The sequence below is a fragment of the uncultured Sphingomonas sp. genome (assembly GCF_913062585.1).
Taxonomy (GTDB): domain Bacteria; phylum Pseudomonadota; class Alphaproteobacteria; order Sphingomonadales; family Sphingomonadaceae; genus Sphingomonas.
Map to the genome: position 1 here is coordinate 77,977 of NZ_CAJXWX010000016.1, position 13,478 is coordinate 91,454.

11 protein-coding genes are annotated in these 13,478 nt (G+C 66.7%); 5 read left to right on the forward strand and 6 right to left on the reverse strand.

From position 1 onward, the window contains the following. Positions 1-2: 2 nt before the first annotated feature. Positions 3-2,744 carry a TonB-dependent receptor gene (locus QZ546_RS11820; protein WP_294237617.1) on the reverse strand — a complete coding sequence of 914 codons (2,742 nt, stop codon included), beginning with the start codon at positions 2,742-2,744 and terminating at the stop codon, positions 3-5. Between the two features lie 207 nt (positions 2,745-2,951). On the opposite strand from QZ546_RS11820, the gene QZ546_RS11825 reads away from it, so the two are divergent. Continuing rightward, a complete protein-coding gene (locus QZ546_RS11825) occupies positions 2,952-3,983 on the forward strand; it encodes a LacI family DNA-binding transcriptional regulator (protein ID WP_294237619.1) in 1,032 nt (343 codons plus the stop codon). A 32-nt stretch (positions 3,984-4,015) separates the two neighbouring features. Beyond that, a complete protein-coding gene (locus QZ546_RS11830; protein WP_294237622.1) occupies positions 4,016-5,497 on the forward strand; it encodes an MFS transporter in 1,482 nt (493 codons plus the stop codon). 25 nt (positions 5,498-5,522) lie between these two features. Here QZ546_RS11830 and QZ546_RS11835 read toward each other — a convergent pair whose 3' ends face one another. The 4 genes from QZ546_RS11835 to QZ546_RS11850 form a co-directional block, all read right to left on the reverse strand. Beyond that, on the reverse strand, positions 5,523-6,821 hold the full coding sequence (locus tag QZ546_RS11835; protein ID WP_294237626.1) for an ATP-binding protein: 1,299 nt from the start codon (positions 6,819-6,821) through the stop codon (positions 5,523-5,525). A gap of 49 nt (positions 6,822-6,870) precedes the next feature. Beyond that, entirely contained in the window at positions 6,871-7,590 is a 720-nt protein-coding gene (locus QZ546_RS11840) for a response regulator (RefSeq protein WP_294237629.1), read from the reverse strand. 78 nt (positions 7,591-7,668) lie between these two features. After that, positions 7,669-8,163, reverse strand: coding sequence for a hypothetical protein (locus tag QZ546_RS11845; RefSeq protein ID WP_294237632.1), 495 nt, complete (start codon positions 8,161-8,163; stop codon positions 7,669-7,671). Positions 8,164-8,282: 119 nt separating this feature from the next. Beyond that, positions 8,283-9,524: a TetR/AcrR family transcriptional regulator gene (locus QZ546_RS11850; RefSeq protein ID WP_294237634.1), complete on the reverse strand. Its 1,242-nt coding sequence runs from the start codon at positions 9,522-9,524 to the stop codon at positions 8,283-8,285. 238 nt (positions 9,525-9,762) lie between these two features. On the opposite strand from QZ546_RS11850, the gene QZ546_RS11855 reads away from it, so the two are divergent. Next, positions 9,763-10,815 carry a PAS domain-containing methyl-accepting chemotaxis protein gene (locus tag QZ546_RS11855; RefSeq protein ID WP_294237636.1) on the forward strand — a complete coding sequence of 351 codons (1,053 nt, stop codon included), beginning with the start codon at positions 9,763-9,765 and terminating at the stop codon, positions 10,813-10,815. 3 nt (positions 10,816-10,818) lie between these two features. On the opposite strand, the gene QZ546_RS11860 is transcribed toward QZ546_RS11855, so the two are convergent. Then, entirely contained in the window at positions 10,819-11,718 is a 900-nt protein-coding gene (locus QZ546_RS11860) for an acyl-CoA thioesterase II (RefSeq protein ID WP_294237637.1), read from the reverse strand. 126 nt (positions 11,719-11,844) lie between these two features. Between QZ546_RS11860 and QZ546_RS11865 the strand changes: the two genes are divergently transcribed. Continuing rightward, the gene (locus tag QZ546_RS11865) at positions 11,845-12,021 is read left to right on the forward strand and encodes a hypothetical protein (protein WP_294237638.1); all 177 of its coding nucleotides are present in this window, start codon (positions 11,845-11,847) and stop codon (positions 12,019-12,021) included. Between the two features lie 186 nt (positions 12,022-12,207). After that, a complete protein-coding gene (locus tag QZ546_RS11870) occupies positions 12,208-13,353 on the forward strand; it encodes an AI-2E family transporter (RefSeq protein WP_294237643.1) in 1,146 nt (381 codons plus the stop codon). The last annotated feature ends 125 nt before the right edge of the window (positions 13,354-13,478 follow it).

The following is a 13,478-nucleotide window of genomic DNA, read 5'->3' on the forward strand; positions in this document are numbered from 1 at the left end:
CATCAGAAGCGATAGGTAAACCCGGCGAGGAACCGGCGGCCATAGCTTTGATAGTCGATCACTTCGTCGCGGCGACCGCCATTGACGGTGACGAACGGCGTGTCGGTCAGGTTCTGGCCCTGGACGAACAGCGACAGACCCTTCAGCGTGCCGTCCTGGAAGTCATAGCCGATCTGGCCATCGACGATCGTCTCGTCGATGGCGCGGCGGCGGACGCGGTTGGCACCGAAGCCCGACAGTTCACCCACGAAGGTCGAGCGATACCGGACCGAGCCGCGGATGTTGAAGCCCCACTTCTCGAAATAGGCGGTGCCGTTGGCCACCCAGCGCGAGTAGCCGGGAATATCCTCCGCATTGCCACCCGGCGTCGGCGTGATCTCGGTCTTGGTGTACGAACCGCCGCCCGTCAGGCCGAAACCGTCGAGGAAACCGAACACCTGACCAAGTGGCAGCGTGCCCGCCAGTTCGGCGCCGTAGATCTTGCCGCCGGTGCCGTTGATCGGTCGGGTGATCCGCCCTTGCGTCGGCGTGCCGATCGGCACGGCGGCGGGCAGCGGGAGCCCGGCGTAATCATAGGGCTGTTCGAGATTATACACGAAGCTCGCCAGGTCCTTGTAGAAGCCCTGGGCGGCCAGATAGCCCTTGGTCCCGAAATATTTCTCGATCGTCGCGTCGAACGAATTGGCGCGGATCGGGCGGAGATACGGGTTGCCGCCGCTGCCCGAAATAATCCCCTGCGCCGCGTCGAAGCCATAGGACAGGGCGACGCGCATATCGTCGAAGCGCGGGCGCATCATCTGGCGCGCGGCGGCCAGGCGGATCACCCAGTCGCTGGGCAGGCGCAGCGACAGGTTCGCGCTGGGCAGGATGTCCCAATAATCGTCGCCCTGAACGATGTTGGTGTAGCCGGTGCCGTTATAGATCAGGCCGCGCGACTTCTGCTCGGCCCCGACCGCCTGCACGCCGATATTGCCGGTCAGCTCGGCCGCGCCCAACTGCGCCTTCAGGTCCGCCTGGAGATAGGCGGTCATCAGATGCTCGGTGGTGCGATAGGCCTTGGCGGGCACGTCCGGGCTGGTGTTCGGCGTCAGCACGATGACCCCGCCCGCCAGCAGCGCGCGCGGATCATAGCTGAGCATCGGGCCCAGACCCAGATAGGTCAGGTCGGTCGGCGTCTGGCGATATTGCTGCGGCACCGGCGCGATGGTCGCGGTGCCGGGCAGGGTGACGAAGGATTCGTTGGGGGCCAGCGACTTGGCGTGATCGGTATAGTTCAGGCCGAAGCGCAGCGCGCTGACGATCGGGGTTTCGACCTCGCGCTCGATCTCGACGCGATACTGCTTGATCTCGTCGGTGACCTTGCGGTCGTTATAATAGCCCGCCTGACGGGTCGAGCCGCCCCAGCCCAGCGGATCGGTCAGCTGGATCAGGTTCGGGTCGGAATAGTTCAGCGTCGGCTTGAAGACGGTGCCGGTCAGGCCGGTGGTGAAGCCCAGCGTGTCGGTCGCGCCATTGCCCTGGCCGTATCCGGTGCCGCTATAGGTCTCCAGCGTCACCTCGTCGCGATCGGTGCGCGAATAGCTGAGGTCGATGAATGCGCTCCAGCCGTCATCGCCCTTGTACTTGCCGTTATAGCCGAACGAATAGAGCTTGGCCTTGCGCTGGAACGAGTCGTTGCGCACCACGCCTTCGACATTGTTGAACGTGCCCGAGGTGACGAGGCCGTTCTTGACGACGGGGTTGGTCAGCGTCGTGCCCGAACCCCATTGCAGCGGCAGCTCGATACCGCGCTTGATCTGATCGTCGTTGAAGTCCGAATAAAAGCCGTCGAGCGTGCTGGTGAAGGTGTCGCTCATCCGCCACTGCACCGTGCCCGACAGGCCCAGGCGCTTCAGCGTGGTCGAGGTGACATAGGATTTGGAGCCGCCGATGACATCGACCGGCTGGCCGTCGACGGTCGTCTGCGCATAGCCCCAGGCATTGCCTTCCTGAATCTGGTATGGTTCGTTCAGATAGCTGGCCGACAGCGCGACACCGATCCTGTCGTCGGCGAACTGGTCGACATAGGTCGCCGTGCCGCGATAGCCGAAGTCCTTCGACCCCGCGTTCAGCTTGCCGATATCGGCATAGGTGCCGCGCGCGCCGATCGAGAAGACGCGCTTGCCATAGTCGAGCGGGCGGATGGTCTTCAGGTCGACCGTGCCCGACAGGCCCTGGCCGATCAACCCGGCATTGGCGGTCTTGTAGATCAGGACCTGGTTGACGACTTCGGCCGGATACTGATCGTACTCGACCGCGCGATTGTCGCCGGTCGAGGTCTGCTCGCGGCCGTTCAGCAGCGTCGTCGAGAAGTCGGGCGCGAAGCCGCGGATCGAAATGGCGTTGGAACGGCCATTGACCCGCTGCGAGGTGACGCCGGGCAGGCGGGCGATCGATTCGGCGATCGAGGCGTCGGGCAGCTTGCCGATATCTTCCGCCGAGACGGACTCGACGACCAGATCGCGGTTCTTCTTCTCGGCGACGGCGTTTTCCAGCGCGGCGCGGAAGCCGGTGACGACGATCTCACCCGGCTCGGCGTCTGACTGGGCCTGCTGCGCGGCGGTGTCGGGACCATTGGTCGGCGCGGGTACGATGGTGGTGGTCTGCGCAAACACCGGCGCCGCAATCGTCATGGCCAGCGTGCTGACCCCGAGCTTCAGGAACAGGCGCGCGGCATCGGCCGGCGCCACAGGGCGAACCGTCATGAAATCCCCTCCGAGAAACCCCGTCTTCGTTCAAAGGACGGGTATGGTTTGTTGGGCTCTCTGTGAAATCGAAGACATCGAAAGCCAATAAAGCCGCATACGTATTCAATGCGGCCGTTTCGGTCTGTTGCATTAATACGACAGGGCTCGCGCTTAACCCGGGTCATGAAAGCCGGTATGCGGGGTGGAGAGGAGGAAGCGCACGTCTTGGCCGGTCCGCGTAAGCCCACATCGTTCGATATCGCGCAAATGGCGGGCGTGTCCCAGCCGACGGTGAGCCGTGCCTTGCGCGGTAGCCCGTCGGTCAGCGCCGCGACGCGCGCGCGGATCGAGGCGATCGCCAAGACGCTGAACTACACGGTCGACCGTGCCGCCTCCAACCTGCGCAGCGGGCAGACGCGGACGCTGGCGCTGCTGCTGTTCCGCGATCCCTCGCCGGGACGGACGCTCATCAATCCCTTCTTCCTCGGTATGTTGGGCTCGATCATGGAGAGCTGTGCCGAGGTCGGCTACGACCTGCTCGTCTCGTTCCAGAATCCGACCAGCAACTGGCAGGCCGATTATGAGGACAGCCATCGCGCCGATGGCCTGATCCTGCTCGGCTATGGCGATTACGCTGCCTATCGCGAACAGTTGGAGACGCTGGTCGCGCGCGGCACGCATTTCGTGCGCTGGGGATCGGTCGCGCCGGGGCAGCCGGGGCTGACCGTCGGATGCGACAATCATGCGGGCGCGCTGGCGGCGACGCGACATCTGGTGGCGCAGGGGCGCAAGCGGATCGCGTTTCTGGGCGATGCGACCGACCATTATCCCGAGTTTCACGACCGGTATCGCGGCTATTGCGATGCGCTGGAGGAGGCGGGTCTGACCTGCGATCCGTCGCTTCAGGTGGGCGCCATCTCCAGCGAGGAGGAGGGCGAACGCGCCGCGCGCGAATTGCTGGCGCGGGGCAAGCCCTTCGACGGGATCATGGCAGCCAGCGACCTGATCGCGCTGGCCGCCATGCGGGTGCTGGCCGAGGCGGGCTTGCGCGTGCCCGCCGATGTCTCGCTGGTCGGGTTCGACGATATTCCGGCGGCCAGCTTTGCGCATCCGCCGCTGAGCACCGTGGTGCAGGATGCGGCGGCGGCCGGGCGGCTGCTGGTCCGCGCGCTGCTGGCGGAGATTGCGGGCAAGCCGCCGACGCCCACTTTGCTGCCCGCCACCCTGGTGGTGCGCGGGTCCAGCATCCGTCCATAAACTATAATGATAACAGAATTTTGGGAGAGGTTATGGAGAAGCCGCGTCAGGGCTTTTGGGGGTTGTGGAACACCTCGTTCGGCTTTTTCGGCATCCAGATTGGCTTTGCCCTGCAGAACGCCAATGTCAGTCGGATCTTCCAGTCGCTGGGCACCGCCGAAAAGGATCTGGCGTTCCTGTGGATCGCCGCGCCGCTGACCGGGCTGCTCGTCCAGCCGGTGATCGGTCATTATAGCGACCGCACCTGGGGCCGGTTCGGGCGGCGGCGACCCTATTTCCTGGCCGGGGCCGTGCTGGCGACGCTGGCGCTGGTGGGGATGCCCAATGCTGGCGGGCTTATCGGTGCGGCGCTGCTGTTGTGGTTGCTCGACGCCTCGCTCAACGTCTCGATGGAGCCGTTCCGCGCCTTTGTCGGCGACATGTTGCCCCGCCGCCAGCGGACGGCGGGCTATGCGTTCCAGACCGGCTTTATCGGCATGGGCGCGGTGCTGGGGTCGCTTGCGCCCTTGGTGCTGACCGATGTCTTCCATGTCGCCAATGTCGCCGGACCGGGCGAGGTGCCGCCCTCGGTGCGTTATGGTTTCTATATCGGCGCGGCGGCGCTGTTCTGTGCGGTGCTGTGGACGGTGCTGACCACCCGGGAATATTCGCCCGAGCAACTGGCGCGTTTCGCCGATAGCGATGAGGACCAGGCGGGGCATAGCGATGCGGTGCCTGCCGACCGGATCGGTACCGCGCCGCTGTGGATCGTGGCGGGGGCGATCGTCGTGGCGGCCGTCGGATGGCTCGGGCTCGACAAGCCGGTCTATCTGCTGGGCGCGGGGCTGATCGCCTTCGGCCTGGCCCGGGTTGTCAGCGTGCTGCTGGTGCGCGGGGGCAAGGGGCGCAATGCCTTGAGCCAGATCCTGGCTGACCTGGCGGCCATGCCCCCGACGATGAAGCGGCTGGCGCTGGTCCAGTTCTTCACCTGGTCGGCGCTGTTCATCATGTGGATCTACACCACGCCGATCGTCGCGGAGCGGGTGTTCCATACGACGGACGCGTCGAGCGCGGCGTTCAACGAGGGTGCGAATTGGGTCGGGGTGCTCTTCGCGGTCTATAGCGGCGTGGCGACCCTCTGGGCCTTTGCTTTGCCGCCGCTTGCGCGGCGCTTCGGGCGCCGGAACACGCATGTGCTGGGCTTGCTGTGCGGCGCGGCGGGGTTCGCCTCGTTCCTCGTCATTCGCGATGCCTGGTGGCTGATGGGGGCGATGGTGCTGGTGGGCATCGCCTGGGCCTCGATCCTGACCATGCCCTATGCCATCCTGTCGGCTGCGCTGCCGGCGGAGAAGCTGGGCATTTACATGGGGTTGTTCAACATCTTTATCGTACTGCCGCAGCTGATCGTGTCGTCGGTCATGGGTGCGGTGGTGGCGCATGTCTTTCCGCACGACATCGTCTGGACGATGGCGATTGCCGCCGGGGTCATGGGGCTGGCAGCGCTCGCCATGCTGCGGGTGGCACGGGAGGCTTGAGCGATCCGCCCTGCGCCGGGGAGGATCATCTGGGCAGCGTGATCGTCGCGGACAGGCCGCCCTCGGGCCGGTTGGCCAGCACGATATCGCCGCCCGCCTCGCGCACGATCGAGCGGGCCAGCGCCAGCCCCAGGCCGATCCCCCCCGTCTCGCGATTGCGCGAGGTTTCGAGACGGGTGAAGGGGTCGAAGACCGTCTCCAGCTGATCGGCGTCGATGCCGGGGCCGTTGTCCGCGACGATGATCGCCACCCGGTCGGCCCGCGCGTCGATGCGGACATCGGCGGTGTGGCCATATTTGATCGCATTCTCGATCAGGTTGCGCACCGCGCGCCGCATCAGCGTGGGGCGCAGCTTCATCCGGAGCCGGCCGCCTTCCTCGAAGGTCACGTCCTGGCCCAGATCGTGGAAGTCGGCGACGACCGCATCGACCAGCGCATTGACGTCGACATCGGTTTCCTTCTCGCTGGGGCGTCCGACGCGGGCCAGCGAGAGTATGTCCTCCAGCGTCTTGTTCATCTCGCCGATGGTGTCGGCCATGCGCAGCCGGTCCTGCTCGTCCTCGACCGACTCGATCCGCACGCGCAGCGCGGCCAGCGGCGTGCGCAGGTCATGCCCGATCGCGCCCAGCATCCGGTCCTTCTCGTCGAGCATGGCCCCGATCCGCAGCCGCAACGCGTTGAACGCGGCGATCAGGCCGGAGACGTCGAGCGGCCCCTGTTCGGGGATCGGCTCGCCCCGTTCGCGCGGATCGAACCGCTCGGCCGCGCGGGTCAGGTCGCGCAGGGGCCGCGAGATGCGGCGGCCGATCCACAGCACCGGCAACAGGATGATGCCATAGAGGATCAGCGTCTGGGTGATCAGCCGCCAGACCAGGTACAGCCCGTCGCTGGGCCAGAAGGAGCGGGTGACCAGCCAGCCGCCGCCCTTGCGCTCCACCGCGATCATCAGTTCCTCGGCCGGCGGGCCGCGGCGCCGATCGAAGCGGCGGCGGGGCCAGTCGAAATCCTCGGGCTTGAACGGGCGGATGCCGGTCACGACCTGGCCGACGGGATGCCCCGCCTCGGCCAGCCCCTCGCGGATCAGCGCCTCGACCTCGGGCACGCGCGGCAGGTTGGGGCGGATCGGGTTGTTGAGTGACGCGCGCACCCGGCCGCGATCCAGCGGCAGCGGCTTTCCGGTCGCCGCCCGGTCGATCGCATCGTTCAGCCGCGCGACGGCGGGACCGGAAGTCTGCTCGAGCAGCAGGCTGCGGCGCTCGCGCAGCAGCAGCGTAAAGCTGATCGCCTGCGCGACGAATAGCGCGATGGCGAGCAACAGCGCCATCTGCGCCGCTAGCCGGCGTGGCCATAGACGCAAGGTCACGGGCGTAACGTCACAGGCGCGTAACTTCGGCCGCGAGCGTATAGCCGCCGCCCCACACCGTCTTGATGATCTCCGGCGATTTGGGATCCGCCTCGATCTTGCGGCGCAACCGGCTGACCTGGTTGTCGATCGCGCGGTCGAAGGCGGCGGCCTCGCGCCCCTGGGTCAGGTCGAGCAGCTGGTCGCGGGTCAGGACCTGGCGCGGGCGGGTAACGAGCGCGAGGAGGAGGTTATATTCGCCGGTCGACAACATCACCGACACGCCCTCCCGGTCGACCAGCGAGCGCTCGCCCGATTTCAGCACCCAGCCCGCAAAGGCATAGGAACCGCTGTCGGGCGCATGATGGCGTGCGCCACCGGCCTGGGTCCGGCGCAGCACCACTTTCACGCGGGTCGCCAGCTCGCGCGGGGAAAAGGGTTTCACGACATAATCGTCGGCGCCCATTTCCAGCCCGACGATGCGGTCGGTCTCCTCGGCACGGGCGGTCAGCAGGATGACCGGCACCTCACTGGTCGCGGCGATATGGCGACAGAGCGAGAGGCCGTCTTCGCCCGGCATCATGATGTCGAGGATGACGAGGTCGATCGCATAGGCGGCCAGACGCGTGCGCGCCGAGGCGGCATCGCCCGCCTGCGTCACGCGAAAGCCCTGTTTGGTCAGATAGACGGCGAGCGGCTCACGGATCGAACGCTCGTCGTCGACGAGCAGCAGATGCGGCGTTTCGGACATGGGAGAGGGGTCTAGCACGGCGTACGCGGCTCGCAAGCGGGGCGACCTGTGGGAGAATAGGCCGCCCCGCTTGACGGCTCAATCGCCCTGAGGGGCGGGTTGAGAGGCTGGGGCCGCGCCATGCGGGCCATGGCGGCCGAAACGCGGCATGGCGGCGCGTTCGGTCGCGTCGATCTTGCCGTCGTGATTGGCGTCGAGCCGATCGAACATCGCCAGCGCCCGGGCGCGATAGGCCTCGGCCGTCACCGGCTGCGGCGCGGGACGGTCGGGGCGACCGGCGCGGTCACCTTGGGGACGGCGGCTCTGCCACTGCGCACGCATCTGCTCGCGATAGGCCTGCATCTCCTCCGGAGACACGGTGCCGTCGTGATTGGCGTCCATCGCGGCGAAGCGCTGGTCGGCGGCGGCGATCGCGGCGTCGCGGGTGATGTTGCCGTTGGCGTCGGGCCGCAATCCCATCAGGCCACCGCCCATACGACCGTGGGGCAGGGGAGGGGGCGCGTCCGACTGCGCATAGGCGCCTTGCGCGGTCAGCATGGCGACAAGGGAAAGGCCGATCAGGGTCTTTCGCATGGGGTGGGGCATCCTCTTCGCGGACAAGGGCCAAGTCCCGTCCGAACCATGGCTGTTCTGCCGCACGGCTGTCGCCCGATCATGTCGTGCGCGCGCCCGAATTGTCGCAAATTGTGCGCCTATCCCAGCAGGCGGTCGTCGAACATACCGTAGAGGATGGTGGAGGCATAGAGCGCGATGGCCCGGGGGCGGTCCATGGTGCTTGCCCATTTGCGCATGTCGAAGGCGGCGTTCTGGATCGCCATCAGCGCCTGGGCCGCGATCAGCGCGTCGACCGCGCGCATCGAGCCTTCGGCGACGCCGTCCATGATCGTGCCCGCATAGCGCCGTGCGATCCGGTTGGAGCGTTCGACCATCTGCGCGCGCACCTCACCCGACAGGCTGGACAGGGCGCTGGTCCGCAGGAGAGGTCCGCGCTCGGCGAACTGGATGTCGAGCAGGGTCGCGATCGCGCTCGACAGGCGGCTCCAATGGCTGCCCCCCGCCGCGTCGGCCAGTTGCTGGGCCGCGGTGATCGTGTCGAAGCTGCGGCGGTAGCAGGCCGCGACCAGATCCTCCTTGGCGTCGAGATGGTGGTAGAAGCTACCCTTGGTGACGTTCAGCTCCGACGCGATGCGCTGCACGCTCGCGCCGCGATAGCCGAGCTGGTTGATCAGCCGCGTCGCCGCCAGCAGAAAGGCCTCCCGCCCCGGCTCGGTGCCCTGAGTCTCGCGCGCGTCCAGGTCCAGGATGGTCGGCGCCCAGGTCGATCCGGGGGCGGCGATGCCATGGGTCAGCACGTCGAGCAGCCGCTCCTCGACCCGGCCATATTGGTCGGGCTCGTAGCGGACCAGCCAGATCGGCAACCAGAAGGTGTTTTCCAGAAGGACATGCGCGCGCGCACCGTAGAGGTCGGTATGCGCGCGGCTGGCGGCGGGGCCCCACAGGCTGCGGGTCGCACGGAATACCTTCTGCCAGCCCGCCATAAGCTGGCCGAGGATCGGCTCTTCCATCGCGCGCAGGTCGGACAGGACGGCGAAGGGCGTCTCCTCGCCCCGCTCGATCCGGGCTAGCCGCGCTATGTTGATCGCCAGATAGCGCGCGACACGCGCCTGGGGCGTGGGTTCCTCCGCCGCCTCGGCCAGCATCTCCAGCAGCCGTTCCAGCGTGTGTTCGAAGGCCGCCGCCGCCAGATCGTCCTTACGCCGGAAATAATAGGTGACGCTGGTGGTGTTCAACCCGACCCGTCGCGCCACATCGGCAAAGGTCATGCCCTTGGCCGATTGTTCGTTGATGACCTGTGCCGCCGCTGCCAGAATGGCGTCGCGCTTCTGCCGAAAGCGCTCGGTATTGTGCCCTTCCTGCGCGGGCATTCCCGTCATTCCTGCCATTTCCCTTGTTCGTCGCCCGATGCCGGCGCGACCCGTCAGCCCTCTCAGTATCGCGAAAAGTGGTGGCGGTCATCGGGATTTCGTCGCCCTCCCGGTGCAGATCGCCTGAAATCGGGTTTCGCTCGAAAAAACGGTATGGCGAAGCGGATTGCGGTGGCAGCTATTCGTCCAAGTGTAAGGGGAACGAAAGCTTAACGATTGCTTAGCCCAATTTGGGCAGTGTGCGGCTATGTCGAGTGCCGCCGCTCCTGATGCCGGCCAGATATGGCAGGGAAACGAACCGGTCTTCCGGTCGATCGACCAGGCGCATCTGGTGGCCGTGTTCGACCTGGAGGGGCGGGTCGCCTGGGCCAATGGGAATTTCCTTCGCGCCTTCGGCTATCGCCATGACGAACTGATCGGGCAGCCGCATCGGCGCTTATGTCCCTCCGACGTCGCCATCTCCCATGATTATGACCTCTTCTGGCAGGCGCTGCGCCAGGGGCGGGTAGAGAAGGGGACCTATCGGCATATTGACCGCGACGGTCGCGGCATCTGGGTGGAGGCGAGCTATTCGCCGATCGTCGACGCACAGGGCGCCTTCGTGCAGATCATCGCCATCGCCGCCGACGTCACCCAACGCTGCCTGAGCGATGCCGAGGCGCAGAGCAGGCTGGCGGCGATCGACCGTTCGCAGGCCATCGTCGAATTCGACCTGCGGGGCCATGTGCTGGCCGCGAACGACATTTTCCTCTCGCTGATGGGCTATAGCCGCCCGGCGGCGATCGGTGGCCATCACAGCCGCTTCTGCACATCGGACTATGTCCAGTCGCCCGCCTATGCACGCCTCTGGACCGATCTGAACGCGGGGCGGTTCATCGCGGGGCGGTTCGAGCGGCGGCGGGCGGATGGCTCGGCCATCTGGTTGCAGGCGATCTACACGCCCATCCTGGGTGCCGATGGCGCCCCGTGCAAGATCGTGAAATTCGCCCGCGACATCACCGGCGAGATACGCCTGGAGGCGGAGGCGGCCGAGCGGCTGGACCAAGCCGAGCGGTTCCGCCTGATCGCCGAGGATCGAAAGACCGATCTGGAGGCAATGCTGCGCGACATGGAACATATCGTCGACCGTATCGCCGCGATCGCGGGACAGACCAACATGCTGGCCTTGAACGCCAGTATCGAGGCGGCCCGTGCCGGGCCTGCGGGACGCGGTTTCGGGGTCGTCGCCGCCGAGGTCAAGAAGCTGGCCGATGACACGCGTAGCGCCACCCAGTCGGTGCGCGAGATGCTCCGGCGATAGGCGTCAGGCGATCGGCGTCCGCAGACGGATCAATCCTTCCTGCGCGACGCTGGCGACCAGCCGCCCGTCGGCGGTGAAGATGCGGCCCCGGTTGAACCCGCGCGCATGGCCCGCCCAGGGGCTGTCGGTCGTGTAGAGCAGCCAATCGTCCGCACGAAACGGTTCGTGCAGCCACAGCGCGTGGTCGAGGCTCGCCGTCTGCATGTCGTGGATCAGCCAGTTGACCCCGTGCGGCAGGGTCGAGGTGCCGAGCAGCGCGAAATCGCTGGCATAGGCCAGGATCGCCCTGTGCAGCGCGGGATCGTCGCCGATCGGCGCGACCAGCCGGAACCAGATCGCCTGCAGGGGCGCGCGCGGCTCGGGCGCGAGCATCTGGCTCGGGTCGACCGGACGCAACTCGATGGGGCGGGGGCGTTCGAGAAAGGCGCGCAAGGGAGCGGGCACCCGATCGCCCAGTTGCGCCAGCAATTCGCGCTCCGGCGTCAGCGTGTCCGGCGCGGGCACGTCGGGCATCGCGTCCTGGTGATGCAGGCCCTCTTCGGGCGTCTGGAAGGAGCAGGCGAGATTGAGGATCGGCTTGCCCTTCTGCATCGCGATCACCCGGCGGGTGGCGAATCTGCGCCCCTCGAAATCGCGTTCCACGCGGTAGACGATGGGGTAACGCTCGTCGCCCGGACGCATGAAATAGGCGTGGAGCGAATGGGCGGTGCGCGGGGCCTCGGTCGAACGCTGCGCGGCCTGGAGTCCTTGCGCGATCACCTGCCCGCCGAACACCCGGCCCTGGCCGCCGGGGCGCCGTGCGCCGCGATACAGGTCGGTGTCGATCTCCTCCACGTCCAGCAGCGCGACCAGGCCCTGGGCCAGGGCATCGGGGGAGGGGTGGGGGCGTGTCGTCGGGTCCATGATGTGGTGATGATTGACCTTGACGTTAACGTCAATGCTTCGCGTCGCTGCCAAGGGCGAAACCGACTATCGCGGCTTTGGGGGGCTCGCTACACATTCGGTCGATCCGGCTATGGGAGTAGGGCGATGGACGCTTTGAACGACGATGTGGCCTCGGAGCGGGCGGAATTGCATTTCCTGGCGGCCCTGACCGAGGAACTGATGCGGCATCTGATGGAGGCGGGCGTGTTGTCCCGTACCCAGCTCCAGTCGATCGAAAACGCCGTCGCCGAGCGGACCGGCGGCATCCCGCGCGCCTGGTAGGCCGGGTGATGCAGGGCGATGCTATCGTCGCGCGTCCTTCATGACATAAACGTCATCTCAGGACCGCGTTAGCGGCTTTCCTGTCTTCGGAAAGCCGCTAACGTGCGGGCTATGAGTAACGTGTACGACGAGGCGGGCGACAAGACCCGGCTGGAGGGCGATTCGGTCCTGGGGGTGCCCGTGGGCATGGGGCAGCGCGATGCCGTGCGGATCGCGATGCGTCGCGACCGGCTGCTCGCCGGGCTGACCCTGACCGCGGGTGCAGGGTTCATCCTGGCCTTGCCCTTCGCGTTGAAGGAGGGGGCGGAGTTCTTCCTGCCGCTGACCACTGCGCTGGTCATCGCGATCGCGCTGGTGCCGATCCTGGAATGGCTGGAGCGGCGGCGTGTGCCGTCCCCCCTGGCGGCGCTGCTCTGCGTGCTGCTGTTCCTGGTCGTGGCGAATATCGCGCTGGCGGCGATCATCGTGCCCGCGACCGACTTTTTCCGGCTGCTGCCCAGCCGGATCGGGCGGATCCAGGACAATCTGGCGCCGCTGCTCGACCTCTATTCCAATCTCGAGCGTTACGTGAACAAGGCGCTGCGCCAGGTCGCATCCACCCCTGTGCGCCAGCCCCAGACGGCTGCGGTGTCGCCGCCCAGCTCGATCCTGGAATTGGCCGCGACCTCGGCCCCGACGCTGATCGTGCAGTTCCTGTTCGGCGTCCTCGTCGTCTTCTTCGTCCTGTCGGGCTGGACGCGGATGCGGCGCGAGACGATTCGGGGCCGGACGAGCTTCGACGGCGCGATGGCGACCGCGCGGGTGATCCAGGAGGTGGTGGACGATGTCTCGGCCTATCTGGGCACGATCACCATCATCAACCTGACGCTGGGCGGCGCGGTGGCGGGGGCCTTATCGCTGTTCGGCATGCCCTATCCGCTGATGTGGGGCGGCATCGTCGCGCTGCTGAACTACATCCCCTATTTCGGGCCGGTGATCGGGGCGCTGCTGCTCGCGGTCGGCGGCCTCATGACCTTCAGCGATATCTGGATCGCGCTGGCGCCGCCGGCGATCATGTACGGTATGCACCTGATCGAGGCGAATTTGATCACGCCGCTGGTCGTCGGCCATCGCCTGACCATCAGCCCGGTAATGATCCTCGTCTCGCTCAGCTTCTGGGGATGGGTGTGGGGCACGGTCGGCGCGCTGCTGGCGGTGCCGCTGCTCATCATCCTTCAGACCGTGCTGAAGGCGGCGGGCAAGCCGGACATTGCAGGCTTCCTGTTCGAGCATGGAACGCTGACCCATCTCGACCGTGAAAGTGATCCGGCGGACGTTCCGCAAGAAAGTTGAAATGATCCGTTGACAGGGTCGGGAGGCTCGCCTAGTTGGCGCGCCTCGACGCTTTCAGCGGGTGTAGCTCAGTTGGTTAGAGCGCCGGCCTGTCACGCCGGAGGTCGCGGGTTCGAGCCCCGTCA